This is a genomic window from Kroppenstedtia guangzhouensis (assembly GCF_014637345.1).
In the GTDB taxonomy this organism is placed as follows: domain Bacteria; phylum Bacillota; class Bacilli; order Thermoactinomycetales; family DSM-45169; genus Kroppenstedtia; species Kroppenstedtia guangzhouensis.
Map to the genome: position 1 here is coordinate 1 of NZ_BMEX01000020.1, position 13,137 is coordinate 13,137.

A 13,137-nucleotide genomic window follows, 5' to 3' on the forward strand; every position below is an offset into this window, starting at 1 on the left:
CTTCCACCGGTAGCGGAACCGTCCGGGCAACGTTTCCTTTCCCTTTCCGTACCGTCAATGATCCGCTACGCTCTCGGATTACCACGTCCTCCCGGTTGAGGTTCACCAGTTCAGAAACACGAAGCCCGCTATAAACAAACAGGTAAACAATCGCGATGTCTCGCCGGTTCCCGGTTCGCTCCACTTCCCGGAGCACCCGATTTCGTTCGTTCCGGTCTAGTGACTTCGGTGCAATGTGTCGGGTCTTCCGGATCTCCGGCCGGCGGATGTGCTGCAAAATGTCTGAGGCTCCTAGATAACGGGCTAGAACGGAGAGCGCGGCAAACTTGTTCTGGATCGTCGCCGATCCGTTACCCTTTTTCTCTAGGTAGTGGATATACTGCTGTACGTCTATTCGAGTCAGCTGGCTCAGATCACCACCATTTCTCTTCAACCACTCCGAAAACTCCTGTATAATGCGGGTATAAGTTTTGACTGTCCCCGGACTACTCCCCTTCGCCTGAAGATCCCGGATAAACCCCTCGATGATTTTTGCGTCGCTTTTTTCGGTCATTAGCTCCCCTCCCTTTAACGGTTGAATGCAGGTTCAAGCGTCTTTATTATACCTTGAAGTGTCGTAAAAGTCTTCTTTTGCGACGGTTTTTGGTACAGCAACGCCCCCGGATAACGGGGGCGTTGCGTTTGACTTGCAAAAGTCGGCTGACCCATCGTCCATTGTTCATCCTGAAAAATTAGAATCCAAATTTGTCACGGCGTATCTGTTCACTGACTTGTTTGGTTCTTTCAAGGTAGGGCTGATACCAGTTTTCTTCAGGAAGATTGTGGTTGAAGTCATTTGTACTCAAATCAAATTCACAATAAACGGTATCGTAATATCCGGGAGTGTAAAGCAAGTACCGCCATTTTTTGGGGTTCTTTTCTTTGATAAGTTGATTCTGGTTAACTGTAATGTCCAATAGATGTTGACAAAAAGGAATGGAAGAAGAATTAATGACCGATACAGAGCCGTTTCGATCAAAAACATGGAACATTCGGTTCTCCAGGTCTACAACAGCATCAAAATAGCAACCTGTTTCATTGGGATCGGGTTCTTTCCAAATAGGCTTTCTATGGGCGTATCGTTGATCTTTGATCTCAATCATTTTCTTTTTACGAAACAAGTGAGCAACATCCCTTTCGAAAAACAGCTTATTTTCATTATAAATGAAATGATTATTATAACCAAACCGAACCTTTCGGTCTGCCTGAATTTTTCCTAATTCATATTCGGTAAAGTAAATTGAATATGGAAAAACCACTCTTTCCCAGAGTGGCCCCTATTTTGCTTTTGGTTGCCGTACCCCTATTTCTTTTGCTCCGTCACCTGTTGGAGGCTTTGTAACAACAAAGGCGATCCCTTGGATGTAAGGTATTTAAAGTGATCATCAGATTCTGTATCCATATAACTAACAGCAAAGTGTAAAGCCCTTAGTAAATACTCAACCGTTCCACTCCGAAAAGTAAGCTCTTGATCAAAACTTTCCCGATACAACAGTTCCCGCTGTGTAACATCGAGCAAATACAAAAAGTTATACTTTACAGATCCTTGCTTCTCCACGTATTGAATCTGGGCAATAGGATCATCTGGAAACTTCTTTTGGACCTCGAAAGACAGCTTTCTGTATTCAGGATCTTCATAGTGTTTCGGATTCAACATTCAGTCCCCTTTGAATTTCACTTTTTAGTAGTCCTCGATATTTTCCTCATTGCAGGAGGCTATTCCGATCGTGTGATCTAACCAAATTTGAAAAGCATGGTGCAGATTATCATTCGTCACTTGCTGCCCTAATGATTCGGATAACTGTTTGAGAAAAAAATCATCCACTATCACTTTGAGTTCATAACCTTCTTCTCGAACTCCATTTTCATATTCAAGGATAATCGGTTCGGATCTCTTGGTGAAGATCAAATCATGATGCCTCCATCGGGGATAATATTTTTCCTCCATTATACCTTGCCTCTATAAGTCCTGGTAAGTCGTTCTCAAAACAAAACCGGCCTCAGAATGCGAAATTCTGGGGCCGGTTTATTTCTCCTCAAGGGGTAAGGGTACCCCCCTGGATTTCATTTTTTAGCACTCCAGTATTTTGAGCAGGCTTGCCATCCTGCCCGATGGTCTGTCGCAGCTCCGTTGGTGATGGTCCGAAGAGAGCATTTCAAATATGTGCCTCCGGATTGTTTCCGATACAAGTGGGTGCAAGTCTTACACTTCGCCCCTTCCGGACCAGGACCCTCCTCATCTCGTTCGGTTCCAGCGGTTCAAACCGTGTATCTATGAAAAGTTCCATCTGATCACCGATCACCATTATCTCACCGCCTCCTTTACCACTTCCAAATCCAGGGACAACTGTGGAGGATCTTGTTCTTCCCAAGCGGTTCCGACTATTTCTGTCTGAGAAAGTCCATTGTATGGAATCCACGGGCCTTCTTCCGACTGGGCCACGTACTCTTCTGCGAGAGGGTTCCAAACAACAACCAGCTCTTCTTCTCCAAAATCTTCATGGGTGACCAAATCAAACTGCCGTATTGGTCTCCCGTATGCGTCATTGACCCCGAGGCAAACCGGCCCTCGGTTCAGTTTTTTTCTCCATTCGTCGAACTCGATCACTGCGTTTCCTCCTCCCACTTGTTCATAATCCACCACTCCCCATCCTCACGGATCAGATCGACTGGATCCCCAACCTCAAAGGAGGTAATACACTCAATCCCGCCACGAAGCGATTTTATACGAACCGCCACCGGATAGTTAGAGTCCATAACTCCACCCGTAACCTGTCCCCAGCGCCCTATGGCTCCGGAGTGGACTTCCTCACCCTGCTTGATTAGATCTAGAATCCGCTGATGAAACCCTTGCCGACGTTTCCGCTTCACTGTGTTTGCCCCTTTTTCTGATTAATTAATAGACACCCGACTCCACTGGTTCTCTTCCGGCTGCACCCAGATACTCGTTCCTCCCATCATCCAAACACCCTCCGATGGGCTGCTTGGGGTGGAACGGCGTTTCCGATCCTTCCCGCCACCGTGCCTCACTGGTTTCCTCCAACTGGAAGAGGGGACCGTCCGACATTTTCTCCGGGAATCCTTGAAGCATAGCCAACTCGTAAGTCGCCAGCGGTCGGTGCCAAGTGCCGTCCTCAGCGACAATCACCCATGTTCCCGCTTCGATGTCTTTCGGGATCCGAGGGTCTGCCACCGCTGCTGTCCCAGCGTGAACATCTGCGGAGCCAGTGACCGTCTTAGCAACCTCATCCCACCTCAACACCCCATATGTACCTGCTCGGGGGCGGCAACCGATCCGGGGATCTGCAATGCTAATGGCCCCGTTATTCGGTCGGTGCGCTCCGGTTACGGTCCGTGCAGGCTCATCCCACCGACTTACCCGGTAGATGGCGGTGTGAGTGGACCCTTTGAATCCGACTCGGTACTGTTCAAAAGGGATCTCCTCCAAGTCCCGCCAGTCACCCCCGGCCCGGATCAGAGCCAACCGGACCCAGGTTTTCCACTGTAGCCGGGGGAGCTTGTGCATCTCCCCGCCCGCGTCCTCCCCAGGAAGCGGGAGCGGGCCCAGCACTTCGCCCACCGTCTTCATCTCCCGCAGTGGGGGCTGGTAGACGAATGCGGGAACCTTCTTTTCATTCCGAGCAATCAACAGAAACCTTTTCCGGGTCTGTGCCAATCCTCCGATCTCTCCGCAGTCGTGATATCCTTCGCTGACCGCGTATCCGTGAGAGCGCAAGAGAGCGGTAATCTGTCGAAGAAGCCCCTCCCCTCGCTTCGTGATCCTCGGCACGTTTTCCAGAAGGATCAGGGCCGGGGGATCATCCTCAAAGGCTTCCAAGCACAACCGGATCCCCCGGACGGTCAATTGGTTCAGCGCCTGATACTTCCGGCTACTGGCCGACTTTTGCGGGAGAAGACCGCTAAATCCCTTGCACGGAGGTGAGGTAAAGATGATATCCGGTGTCTCCCCACCAGCCGCTCGCCAAATATCGTAAGGAGTGACTTCCTCCCACCCGTGTGGCGGGTCTTCCCCGTGAAAATCGCGGTACTGTTCCCGGGAAAACAAGTCCATCTGAGCCGCCGTTGCTCCGGTGATCGCTTCAAAGTCCGCACAGGCCTCGGGGTCCGAATCGATTCCGACAAGTGTTTCCACCCGGCCAACGGTCCCCTTCCACTCTTCCCGGGCCTGTTGGAATCCCAGCGCCCCGCCGCCGATGCCGCAAAACAGATGCAATGATTTATAGATCATGCCGTTCCGCCTCCTCTGCCAGCCGTTCAAGGTCATGAGCGATCTCCCGCGCTGTCGCTGGGGTCATCCCCTTCCGCATGATCCGGCTGTCTGTCCCCCTGCGGGATATCAAGCCGATGTACACCCGGCCCTCCTCCGGATACAGCCAGATCTCACCCTGTTCATCCGCCCATGCCCAAGTGTTCATCTGCCGCTGCTGTCGCTTCACCTTCCCGCCTCCTCTGCCGCTGTGGCCGCATATCTTTTCACTGTCGCGGCCACATGCATGAGATCCTCCCATTCTTCCAACCGCCCAGAAATACTGTGCCTTACTGCGTCTCTCTCGATCCGCCTCACCAGCTCCACAATGGTCATTACTCATCCGCCTCCTTGTACATTTTCTCGTCAAAGGTCTCTATAATCGGTGCGACCGTCACCTTCATGTCATCGCCAGGCGGAAACTCCACCACAACAACCGTATCCTCATACCGGAATCCAAACACATCCCCATCCTTTGGCTCTTTTCCGCCCAGGTGCCGCCCGATTGCTGCCATGACCTTCATCATCACTCATCCTCCTCCTGCTCTCCGAAAAGCCACTGAAATGTGAGGATGAACCTGGTGCAATCGTAGCAATACTCATCCCCAGTCTTCTTGTTCACTGATTCGATTTGCGCCTCATTCTCACACAGACTACATTGCTTCATCCCAATCCCCTCCGTTTGATAATGTGCCGGGGATTGGCTCCCCGGTGGCCGTCAGTTATCTGAAATACATTACCAGTTCCATGGTATCCCTCGAAACTTTGACCGTTGTAAGAGTTGTTCGTTCAAACCACTGCACCCTCCGCATACTCTTTCTGCTCCGGTGTCATCTTTGCCGGGTCGTAAACAAGATCGATTGGCCCGTTATCCTCCAGTATTTCAATCAGATGCATGTACAGAGTGCCCGTGATGTCCACCCCTTCCTCGGCAATCTCCAACAGATCCCGGATACGTTCCAACCGGTCCAGGGCCACTTCAAGCTCCTCGCTTTCACAGTGCGGGCATACCCACCCGCCTTCATCATCGTTTTGTGTTTGGCTTGCTTCAAAACGAAACCCACACTCTGGACATTCAAACAAGTCCAGAACCTGTTCTTTTCGAATGTGTTCCTTGCTTGTGTAGCGTTTTGCCATCTCTCATCCGCTCCTTTTGTTTGTGTGTCGGAATGGAACTCCCGGCGTGGCCATGGGTTTTCCGCAATCACTCTGTAAAATTAGGGGGCCCGTAGGCCCCGAATATGATAGAATCAAGGTTGCATCAGCTTTTCAAAGTGCGGTGACACCGGCTGCCTCCGGTGCGCCGCTCTATTTTTTTTCACTTCCTCTAACAAAGCCGCCTGTTCTACGTGGGACAACGCGTCCCATTCTTTCTTGTTGATTGATTGAAGCCGCGGCTTTGCTGGTGGGTAACCCTCATCCACATGATGTTGCTGAAACCCTTCAAGTTCCACCACATTCACCTTCTTTCAATTCCCGCTTATTAGAGAATTGCTTCTATGACAAACCCACCTCTTCCACCTCTTCAGCCATTTCATCGGCGCGTCCTTGGGTGCATACCAGCGGATAAGCTCAACTTTTTTAGTATCCGCCACCATTCGCTCATCGTCCCAAGCAGTGAAACGAGTAAAGAAACGGACTTGCGGATAGGTATCTGGAGCCATCAGCCGCGAGATAAAATCGAGCAAATGTCCCTGAATGGCACAGTTTTCATATACTTTTCCATCAATCCGCAGATCGGCCCGGTAATAGATACTACATCGGTCTTCTCCCCTTCTAGAAAGGATTTCCCGAATCTTCTCCAGGAGGTCACAATCACTTTTCTCCATCTAATTTCACCTCCTCAGCAAGATTATAATAAATCCCACGGATTTATATTAACACCCCTATGGTTTATAATCAACCCCTAAAATTGATTATTATATCATTCGATTTTATAATAGAAGACAATTAAACAGAAGGAGAGGAATGTATCATGCTAAGGCCACGCATTGCCTCCGTTCTTGCTCGAAAAAAAGAAGAGGGAACTAAAATCACCCAGGTTGAAATTGCTGAAAAGTTAAAAGTAACCCCTCAGCAAGTTTCAGCATGGGTAACTGGAAAAAAAGTTCCCCGACTTGAAACCGCTTTTGAATTGGCTCACATTATCGGTTGCAAAGTTGATGATCTGTATGAGCGGATTCACGATGAAGAATAGATAGCACTTTGGACGTCAATATCAACTGGCTCACGCTTTTTCCTCAGAAATACTATCTACCGCCCGCCGACGGTCATGCTCACTGGGAGTAACATACCGCCGGGTTGTTTCCAAACTTTCATGTCCAGCCAATTGGGATACCACTTGAAGGGGCTGATGGGCATCAATCAGGTTGCGACAGAATGAGTGTCGGAGAGAATGGGCTGAGTGATCGAAGAGGCCCACGTTATCCAAATGTCGGCGAACCAAGTAATGGATTCCCTGCCGGGTCATCCGATCCCGGCCCCGACTGCCGACAAAGAAAGCTTTATCCTCTCCCTGTCCCCGTTCCTCTCTCCAGCCCTCCAAAGCTCGAGCCAAATCCGGGTTCATCTCCACCCGCCGGGTCTTCCCCCCTTTTCCCTCCCAGACGGTGACGATCCGTCGCTTCCAGTCGATATCCTCCATGTCCAGAGCAGCCACCTCTGAGATCCGCAAACCCGCCTGTAACATCAACTGACAGATTGCAAGATTACGCGCCCGCTTCCAAGGATTTTTCTCTTTGCGAATCTGGTGAATGAGATCCGCCTGTTGCTTGCGGGTCAACCACCGTGGTGCCTGCTCCAAAACTGAGATCCTCTTCATCCGGATTGGCTTCGTCGGGTCGAGGGTGGAATGCCCCGCTTCCATCAGGAACGACCAATAGGTTTTCACTGCGGCCACCCGCTGGTTCACCGTCGCCGGAGCCAACCGCTGTACCGTTTGCATGTGACTGATCCAATCTTGCAAATCCCGAGCTGTCACCTGATCGGGATCAAAGGGCTGGTCAGTTCGTTCTTCGTACCATTTGGCAAGAGCTTTTACAACTCCTTGGTATCCTTCCTGTGTCCGTTCTCGTTTTCCTTTTTCCTTCAACCATTCAACAAATGCTTCGAGTTCCATAGTCGCACCTCCAATTTTTTGGGATTACCCCATTACTCTCATCTTGCTTTTTACGTGTTAGGTAAAGTGATTTTCCGCCCTTATTTCGCGTGTTGGGTAAAGAAAACACAAGGTTTTTCAAAATTTCTCTTTACACAAAACGTATTGGGTAAAGAGAAAGTCGTAAGTAAGACAAAACAAAAACCGGCCTCAGAATCCGGAAATCCTGGGGTCGGTTTTGTTTTCATCAACTATGTCTAGCTCATTCTACCACTACATGGTAAACTATTCATAGGCAAGAGAGAACGGAAAAGCCTCACCGCCTGGGCCGAGTTCACGGCAAAGGGGGTGAGGCGCATGGAATGGTTTCAAGCTATTGCGACACTTCTTGTCTCGCTTGTAGCCGTTGCTCGCTTCTTCCTGGACTGGCATGATCGCCACCGGAAGAAGTAAGCGTTGACCCCTTGTTTTTTGGGTACTTAAAAGCCGTAAGTAAAGTGCCAGCTTTACTTACGGCCACAGGCCCACGGTGGGGCTTCCCTGAGACGTTCTCTCTTGCCATTAGTATACACGTTTCGTGTGAGCATATGCAACTGAACATAAAAAAGCCGAGCAGGGATTCCCCTGCCTGGCTATCTCTTTCCTCGTACAGATATTTCCTGTAGTTCGTTCTCTTTTGCCATCAGAGGGCCATAGCTCCCAACGAGATAATACCTAATCTGGCCATCCAATCCACTGATTGTTTGGATCGTCCACACCTCATTCAGCCGTTGGACAATCTGGCCCACCTTGAACTTGGCTTTTTCAATGACACGAAGTTCCTCTTCTGCCGCTTCCTTTGAATTCCACCAGGCTCGGTCTCCAGCGGGGTTTGTCATCCAACGGTTCTGTTCTTCATCCCAGATACCCCACCCCTCATGTGAAGGCCATTCCTTTACAATCATTTTCATCCCACCTTCCGGAAATCTCTTAGTTTTGAATCGGATGGCAGATCAACATATTCAAAGATAATCGCCAGAGCCTAATCGTAGCTTTCCGCCTCTATCACCCTATCGCTCATTTCTTTCATTTTTTCTTTCTGCCCCGCCTTCTTCAATACTCGACGGGCCTTTCCCAGAAAGATATTCCCGTTTTCATTTTGTACCACTCCCAATTTGATGCTAAAAAAGGGGGCCGAAGCCCCACTTACTAAAGCTCAATAACCTGTCCATTTACCTTTTCGGTATAGTTTCGGGCTTTATTTCGGTCGTCTGTCTCGAAAATCATTCGACCGATTTTCATTATCCTTTCTTTGTTTCGGATCTCCTCCCGGAGAGAAACTTCTCTCACGGCGTTGACGGAGAAAACGAACCTTTCCCCATCAACGAAGCCTTCGTAAACCCGGTGAACCAATTTCATCTCGCTCATCCTTTCCTCTTTTTATATACCGAAGGCAACGTGACTCGACTCATCGTCGAAGTCTTTTGCCTTCAAAACTTCATCTGAAAACAGTTCGACTGTTTCCCTCTCTTCAACCCCCAACAAGAGGCTTAAGACTTGGAACCCTTTTTTTTGTTTCGTTGAATTAAATCTTTCAACAAAACTCTCATTCAAATATGACTCCCCATCCGTCACGAAGATCACGTCCGCTTTCTTAAAGCGGCTTTCCTCGACCACCTTCAACGCTTCTTCCAGCGGACGGTCAAAATAGGTTCCACCGCCCAGAAAGGTCTCCGCCAGCGTCACCATTTCCTCTGGTAATATTTTTCCCTTCGGATACCGGAAAGTACGAGTTCTCCGAGAAAACAGGATCAGCGCAAAATCCCGCTTCTGTTTCCGGGCAATGGACATCAAGGCGAAAGCAAATCCTTTTGCCTGTGTGTCCATTGCCCGCATAGAACTGGATTGGTCAAGACAAAGGACCATTGGTCCCTTCCCCAAAGTTTCCTTCCCCTTTTGCTCATACTGCATCGTCTGCCCTTCTGCAAAACGACGCAGGAAGTCGGCTTTTGTGGCCGGATGGGAATACATCCCCAGTTCCATTGGTAGCAGCCGCTCCACCTGATTGCCCAATGTAATTCCGCTTCGGTCAACGGAGTCCTCATGCTTGGAACGTTGTTTCTTTCGGGCAATCTGCTTAAATCGACCCGCCCACTCCGCGATTTCTTTCAGCTCGGGAAGGGTGGAGATTCTTTCTGCCAGTGCGATCTGACCCCGGAGCGGAACCTTTTTCAGTTCAGCTTCCCCGCTCCCGGCAGTGATCCCACCAAGAAGTGACTTCAAATCACCTTTTGTTTTCTGTGTTTCTTTGACCGCCTCGGCCATGGCTTGGCTGAAGCTGGATTGCCCCGACTGTTGAAGCTCTCGGGCAATCTGCTCCATTGCTTGCTTCATAGCCTGCTGAAGATTCTGCTCAGCATCCTGCCTTTGCCCTTCAGCCCCATCATCTCCATCTCCTGATGCTTTCTCCTGCTGTTGTTGGAGTTGCTGATGCAATTTCCGGGCTTCTTCCATCTGCTTGCGTAGCTCCTCGTTTTTCCGCTCTTGCTCGGCCAGCCAGTCATTCGTTTTCTCCCCGAACTTGGCGGTACCGAGGGCGGAGGACAAGTCATCCAAACGAGTGAACTCACGGAAGTTTTGAAACGATTCGTCCGCCATGATGTTTTCCATCAGCCGCTTGTTTGCGGTTAGTGTCTCAGGGATTTCTTCCTTGATTTCGGGCTTCATCTTGTACAACGAAGCCCAAATGTCCCCGAGCAAATCAGGGAACGTCGGCAAACGTGGTTCGCCTGCTTCATTCAGTCCCTGCAACTGCTTGGACATGTTGAAAATTTCTGTGAAACGCCTTTTGTCGAACGAATCCGTGTTTAAAACGGACTTGTTTTTCATCAGATAAACTCTCTCCCTTTGGAAAATAAAATGGCCAAAGAAGTGTATTCCTCCTTTGGCCATGCTCTTTTATTTGCTTGCGACTTCAGCCCTAGCTTGAGCCTGTTCCTTAAAAGCGATATTGTACTGATCATTTAACCGCTTGTGGATGTCGCCCATTTCTTGAAGATACAGCCTACGAAGACCCTCGGGGACTTCATTGCTTTCAGTTACTTTCTCCATTTCGTGACGGATGACTTCAATAACATTTCCTAATTCTGAAAGAGTCAGTTGGACTTGGATGTTTTCAGTAAAGTAGGGTGTCATGAATGATCCGCTCCTTTTATTTGTTCCCCAGCCCGAAAGCCGGGGATTTAATAAATGTGGTAGCCGTTGTCTTATTTTTGAAACAGTTGAGCAATCAACTGTTCACGAACTTTGATGGGAGTCCGGAAAACCTCATCCCTCGTCATCCCCGTAGCTACTGAGATGAGTTCCACCTCAGCGGCAATGAAGGCATCTTCCGCTTCGTTGTACCCGGATTGTTCCTCAAAGGTTTCATACGCCTCAAACCAAGCTTGCGTATTCAATACCTTTTCCAAGTACCTACTGTTTTTTCGACTGAATGCTTCGTGTTCCTGATCCTTTTCCATCAGTCGTTTTTGGGCTTCGAGGTACTTTTCTTTTAGTTGATCTAGGATCATGTGATCCGCTCCTTTTATTTGTTCCACGACTTATTTGTTCCACGACCTGAAAGCCGGGGTTGTTCAATCTGATTCAGATTTTTATCCCTAAGGTGGTATCAGACACCGCCTTTTTCCCCTTCTGAACCTTCTGTATCAGGGGAACAATCTCTGTTTGCCTATCTGTGTAAACGTTGTAGAGGCGGTTTAACGAGATCTCCAAGGCGTTCATTTTCTGAACCGCCTCAATTCCGGCATCCGTTGAGCCACCACTTTCTTTAACGGAAGCCGCAATCTCCATAAACTCAGCTTCAATTCGCTCCAGTTCGGAAGTCACCCGATCCTGTGCATTTGCCTTGACAATCTGAAGGACCTGTTCCTTCTCGTCTGCCGTTTCCCAAAGAGCATTTGACAAGATCAGGATGTCTTTGACCTCAACGGTTTGCCGCTGTTCTATCAACGCCTTTGCCTGTAGCAATCCCAACGACTGCCGAAAACGTCGATCAGAAGGCCGGATGCCCTCATCCCGTAATTCCCGACGGATGGTGGCAAGAGTCTGGTACACATCCTCTGGGATGTCCACCATGTCGGCGAAGAACTGAAACTGTCTCAGTTCATCCAGCGTGATCGACGGCATAGTTTGTCCCTGTCCAGCTCCCTTTAACATGGAGATGAAGTTCTGGTCATCTCCAATGTAGTCAACCTCAAAGCGGAGTAAGAACCGGTCGAACAGTGCTTCCAACCCTTCTCCCTCCTCCGGGTATTCGTTGGAGGAGCCTACAATCGTCATCACCGGCGTTTGAACCGGCGATCCGTTATTGTAATACAACCGCTCGTTGATCAAGGTCAACAAGCTGTTCAAAATGGCCGAGTTGCTCTTGAAGATCTCATCCAAAAAGATGAGATGAGCTTCCGGCATCTTTCCTGTGGTGTTCCTTTTATATACGCCCTGTTCAAGCTCTTTCAAGCTCAACGGGCCAAACAGTTCCTCCGGTGTGCTGAAACGAGTCAGCAACCATTGGAAATAGTTCGTTCCCTGCACAATCTGCGCCAGTTCCGCCGACAAAGCGGACTTGGCTGTTCCGGCTGGCCCGATCAAGAGCAAGTGCTGACGGGCTAACAGGGCGATAAGGAGAGCCTCAACCTCTTTTTCACGCTCGTAGAACTTGGCATTCAGGGCGTTTTTGATATCAATGAGCTTTTGAAAGTCCATTTTGAATCCCCCTGTTCACTTTTAAATAAAAAAGGCCAAGTATCTCCGGATCGCCGGAAACACTCGGCCTTGGAATCTCTTTTCGTCTTTTATACGGCTTCCATCAACCGCATTACTTGGACACGGAGTTTGCCGATGTATGTCTCCATGGTTTCAAAATCATCCGATACAAGGTTTCTGTACTCTTTGTAGTCGGTGATCGCTTGTCGAGCGTCTTCAACAATCTGCTTGACTTGCCATTTCTTCAGATCCCCGGAAGAAGCAGATCCGCATTCCTTGACGATACGCTCAAAATGGTCTTTGAGTTTTTGGTTGACCATTTGCCGGTTGTCCATGGTGTTAACAAGAGGAACCATGAACCCCTCGCAATTTTCAAGCGAACCGGCAAACTGACACAGCCTCCGCAACCCATCTTCATGAGACGCAGGGACAAAATACACACCCCCACTGGGTCTCACGGGTGTCGGTGCCAGCGATTTTAAGATATTCGCTAGCATCTGGCGAATATGCTGGCTTGAGTGATGATCGCGGTAAAGGTAAAACCTTTGTTCCGCCTCCCGAGCCAGCTCCTCCGCCGTGGGGCTGGAGGATACAACCGAGATATTCTGGGTCTTTTTATCTAGTGTAATGACAGCCGCCTGACTGTTATAATCTAGCCTTTTCCCCTTTTGGTCAACGGTCTCGACTACAACATTTCGCTGGATCATGTCCTTGTCCGAGTACACTTCTCGGACAAGGTAATTTTCATGAACCCCAGCTTGTGCTGTGGATCTTTTCGTCTGGATCTCACTCGTGGCCCTCCGAAAGGCTCCATGAGGCTGAATCGGATTGGGCATCCAGCCCTCATCCAGTCCAGCGTCCGCCAACTTCTGTTCCAACACGTCACGTCGGATGAGTTGACTTCCAACCGAATACCACATCAAGTGGCCGATAATCCCTTCCTGCTGCTCATTTTGGACGGCGGCCATGTGCTGGAGATCAATCGCCATTT

Annotated in this window: 22 protein-coding genes; 1 reads left to right on the plus strand and 21 read right to left on the minus strand. The window is 49.3% G+C overall.

Annotated features, from left to right (window positions below; translation table 11 throughout):
• From IEV46_RS15565 to IEV46_RS15630, 14 genes are all read right to left on the minus strand, one after another.
• On the minus strand, nucleotides 1–553 hold a 553-nt coding region (locus IEV46_RS15565), incomplete at its 3' end, for a tyrosine-type recombinase/integrase (RefSeq protein WP_188433461.1).
• Nucleotides 554–731: 178 nt separating this feature from the next.
• A complete protein-coding gene (locus tag IEV46_RS15570; protein WP_188433462.1) occupies nucleotides 732–1,160 on the minus strand; it encodes a hypothetical protein in 429 nt (142 codons plus the stop codon).
• Nucleotides 1,161–1,342: 182 nt separating this feature from the next.
• Nucleotides 1,343–1,693, minus strand: a complete 351-nt coding sequence (locus tag IEV46_RS15575) for a hypothetical protein (RefSeq protein WP_188433463.1) — start codon at nucleotides 1,691–1,693, stop codon at nucleotides 1,343–1,345.
• Between the two features lie 27 nt (nucleotides 1,694–1,720).
• A complete protein-coding gene (locus tag IEV46_RS15580; protein ID WP_188433464.1) occupies nucleotides 1,721–1,948 on the minus strand; it encodes a hypothetical protein in 228 nt (75 codons plus the stop codon).
• A 396-nt stretch (nucleotides 1,949–2,344) separates the two neighbouring features.
• Nucleotides 2,345–2,680 (minus strand): hypothetical protein, encoded by a 336-nt coding sequence (locus IEV46_RS15585; protein ID WP_188433465.1) that lies wholly within the window; start codon nucleotides 2,678–2,680, stop codon nucleotides 2,345–2,347.
• Nucleotides 2,644–2,910, minus strand: a complete 267-nt coding sequence (locus tag IEV46_RS15590) for a hypothetical protein (RefSeq protein WP_188433466.1) — start codon at nucleotides 2,908–2,910, stop codon at nucleotides 2,644–2,646. The genes IEV46_RS15585 and IEV46_RS15590 overlap by 37 nt, the downstream gene beginning before the upstream one ends.
• A gap of 25 nt (nucleotides 2,911–2,935) precedes the next feature.
• On the minus strand, nucleotides 2,936–4,288 hold the full coding sequence (locus IEV46_RS15595; RefSeq protein WP_229736170.1) for a DNA cytosine methyltransferase: 1,353 nt from the start codon (nucleotides 4,286–4,288) through the stop codon (nucleotides 2,936–2,938).
• Nucleotides 4,278–4,496 (minus strand): hypothetical protein, encoded by a 219-nt coding sequence (locus IEV46_RS15600; protein ID WP_188433467.1) that lies wholly within the window; start codon nucleotides 4,494–4,496, stop codon nucleotides 4,278–4,280. Before IEV46_RS15600 ends, IEV46_RS15595 begins: the two co-directional genes overlap by 11 nt.
• Nucleotides 4,493–4,642 carry a hypothetical protein gene (locus IEV46_RS15605; RefSeq protein ID WP_188433468.1) on the minus strand — a complete coding sequence of 50 codons (150 nt, stop codon included), beginning with the start codon at nucleotides 4,640–4,642 and terminating at the stop codon, nucleotides 4,493–4,495. The genes IEV46_RS15600 and IEV46_RS15605 overlap by 4 nt, the downstream gene beginning before the upstream one ends.
• A complete protein-coding gene (locus tag IEV46_RS15610; RefSeq protein WP_188433469.1) occupies nucleotides 4,642–4,833 on the minus strand; it encodes a hypothetical protein in 192 nt (63 codons plus the stop codon). The genes IEV46_RS15605 and IEV46_RS15610 overlap by 1 nt, the downstream gene beginning before the upstream one ends.
• Entirely contained in the window at nucleotides 4,833–4,973 is a 141-nt protein-coding gene (locus IEV46_RS15615; RefSeq protein WP_188433470.1) for a hypothetical protein, read from the minus strand. Before IEV46_RS15615 ends, IEV46_RS15610 begins: the two co-directional genes overlap by 1 nt.
• 122 nt (nucleotides 4,974–5,095) lie before the next feature.
• Complete coding sequence (locus IEV46_RS15620) at nucleotides 5,096–5,443, minus strand: FmdB family zinc ribbon protein (protein ID WP_188433471.1); 348 nt, start codon at nucleotides 5,441–5,443, stop codon at nucleotides 5,096–5,098.
• Between the two features lie 113 nt (nucleotides 5,444–5,556).
• Nucleotides 5,557–5,760, minus strand: coding sequence for a hypothetical protein (locus IEV46_RS15625; RefSeq protein WP_188433472.1), 204 nt, complete (start codon nucleotides 5,758–5,760; stop codon nucleotides 5,557–5,559).
• A gap of 15 nt (nucleotides 5,761–5,775) precedes the next feature.
• On the minus strand, nucleotides 5,776–6,135 hold the full coding sequence (locus tag IEV46_RS15630; RefSeq protein ID WP_188433473.1) for a hypothetical protein: 360 nt from the start codon (nucleotides 6,133–6,135) through the stop codon (nucleotides 5,776–5,778).
• A gap of 146 nt (nucleotides 6,136–6,281) precedes the next feature.
• On the opposite strand from IEV46_RS15630, the gene IEV46_RS15635 reads away from it, so the two are divergent.
• Nucleotides 6,282–6,503 carry a helix-turn-helix transcriptional regulator gene (locus IEV46_RS15635; protein ID WP_188433474.1) on the plus strand — a complete coding sequence of 74 codons (222 nt, stop codon included), beginning with the start codon at nucleotides 6,282–6,284 and terminating at the stop codon, nucleotides 6,501–6,503.
• A gap of 30 nt (nucleotides 6,504–6,533) precedes the next feature.
• Here IEV46_RS15635 and IEV46_RS15640 read toward each other — a convergent pair whose 3' ends face one another.
• The 7 genes from IEV46_RS15640 to IEV46_RS15670 all read right to left on the minus strand — a co-directional run bounded on the left by IEV46_RS15640 (nucleotide 6,534) and on the right by IEV46_RS15670 (nucleotide 13,135).
• Complete coding sequence (locus IEV46_RS15640) at nucleotides 6,534–7,424, minus strand: tyrosine-type recombinase/integrase (RefSeq protein WP_188433475.1); 891 nt, start codon at nucleotides 7,422–7,424, stop codon at nucleotides 6,534–6,536.
• Nucleotides 7,425–8,035: 611 nt separating this feature from the next.
• A complete protein-coding gene (locus IEV46_RS15645) occupies nucleotides 8,036–8,347 on the minus strand; it encodes a hypothetical protein (protein ID WP_188433476.1) in 312 nt (103 codons plus the stop codon).
• A 475-nt stretch (nucleotides 8,348–8,822) separates the two neighbouring features.
• The gene (locus IEV46_RS15650; RefSeq protein ID WP_229736171.1) at nucleotides 8,823–10,271 is read right to left on the minus strand and encodes a VWA domain-containing protein; all 1,449 of its coding nucleotides are present in this window, start codon (nucleotides 10,269–10,271) and stop codon (nucleotides 8,823–8,825) included.
• Nucleotides 10,272–10,340: 69 nt separating this feature from the next.
• Nucleotides 10,341–10,577, minus strand: coding sequence for a hypothetical protein (locus IEV46_RS15655; protein ID WP_188433478.1), 237 nt, complete (start codon nucleotides 10,575–10,577; stop codon nucleotides 10,341–10,343).
• A 71-nt stretch (nucleotides 10,578–10,648) separates the two neighbouring features.
• Nucleotides 10,649–10,954 carry a hypothetical protein gene (locus IEV46_RS15660; protein ID WP_188433479.1) on the minus strand — a complete coding sequence of 102 codons (306 nt, stop codon included), beginning with the start codon at nucleotides 10,952–10,954 and terminating at the stop codon, nucleotides 10,649–10,651.
• Nucleotides 10,955–11,027: 73 nt separating this feature from the next.
• Nucleotides 11,028–12,146, minus strand: a complete 1,119-nt coding sequence (locus tag IEV46_RS15665) for an AAA family ATPase (protein WP_188433480.1) — start codon at nucleotides 12,144–12,146, stop codon at nucleotides 11,028–11,030.
• An 89-nt stretch (nucleotides 12,147–12,235) separates the two neighbouring features.
• Nucleotides 12,236–13,135 carry a DUF6744 family protein gene (locus IEV46_RS15670; protein WP_188433481.1) on the minus strand — a complete coding sequence of 300 codons (900 nt, stop codon included), beginning with the start codon at nucleotides 13,133–13,135 and terminating at the stop codon, nucleotides 12,236–12,238.
• Nucleotides 13,136–13,137 lie beyond the last annotated feature (2 nt).

Bases quoted from the DNA above. Each gene is read 5' to 3' on its own strand.
- IEV46_RS15620 (WP_188433471.1), bottom strand. From the start codon at position 5,443: ATGGCAAAACGCTACACAAGCAAGGAACACATTCGAAAAGAACAGGTT.
- IEV46_RS15610 (WP_188433469.1), bottom strand. From the start codon at position 4,833: ATGATGAAGGTCATGGCAGCAATCGGGCGGCACCTGGGCGGAAAAGAG.
- IEV46_RS15640 (WP_188433475.1), bottom strand. From the start codon at position 7,424: ATGGAACTCGAAGCATTTGTTGAATGGTTGAAGGAAAAAGGAAAACGA.
- IEV46_RS15595 (WP_229736170.1), bottom strand. From the start codon at position 4,288: ATGATCTATAAATCATTGCATCTGTTTTGCGGCATCGGCGGCGGGGCG.
- IEV46_RS15635 (WP_188433474.1), top strand. From the start codon at position 6,282: ATGCTAAGGCCACGCATTGCCTCCGTTCTTGCTCGAAAAAAAGAAGAG.
- IEV46_RS15605 (WP_188433468.1), bottom strand. From the start codon at position 4,642: ATGACCATTGTGGAGCTGGTGAGGCGGATCGAGAGAGACGCAGTAAGG.
- IEV46_RS15655 (WP_188433478.1), bottom strand. From the start codon at position 10,577: ATGACACCCTACTTTACTGAAAACATCCAAGTCCAACTGACTCTTTCA.
- IEV46_RS15615 (WP_188433470.1), bottom strand. From the start codon at position 4,973: ATGAAGCAATGTAGTCTGTGTGAGAATGAGGCGCAAATCGAATCAGTG.
- IEV46_RS15645 (WP_188433476.1), bottom strand. From the start codon at position 8,347: ATGATTGTAAAGGAATGGCCTTCACATGAGGGGTGGGGTATCTGGGAT.
- IEV46_RS15630 (WP_188433473.1), bottom strand. From the start codon at position 6,135: ATGGAGAAAAGTGATTGTGACCTCCTGGAGAAGATTCGGGAAATCCTT.
- IEV46_RS15650 (WP_229736171.1), bottom strand. From the start codon at position 10,271: ATGAAAAACAAGTCCGTTTTAAACACGGATTCGTTCGACAAAAGGCGT.
- IEV46_RS15670 (WP_188433481.1), bottom strand. From the start codon at position 13,135: ATGGCGATTGATCTCCAGCACATGGCCGCCGTCCAAAATGAGCAGCAG.
- IEV46_RS15660 (WP_188433479.1), bottom strand. From the start codon at position 10,954: ATGATCCTAGATCAACTAAAAGAAAAGTACCTCGAAGCCCAAAAACGA.
- IEV46_RS15665 (WP_188433480.1), bottom strand. From the start codon at position 12,146: ATGGACTTTCAAAAGCTCATTGATATCAAAAACGCCCTGAATGCCAAG.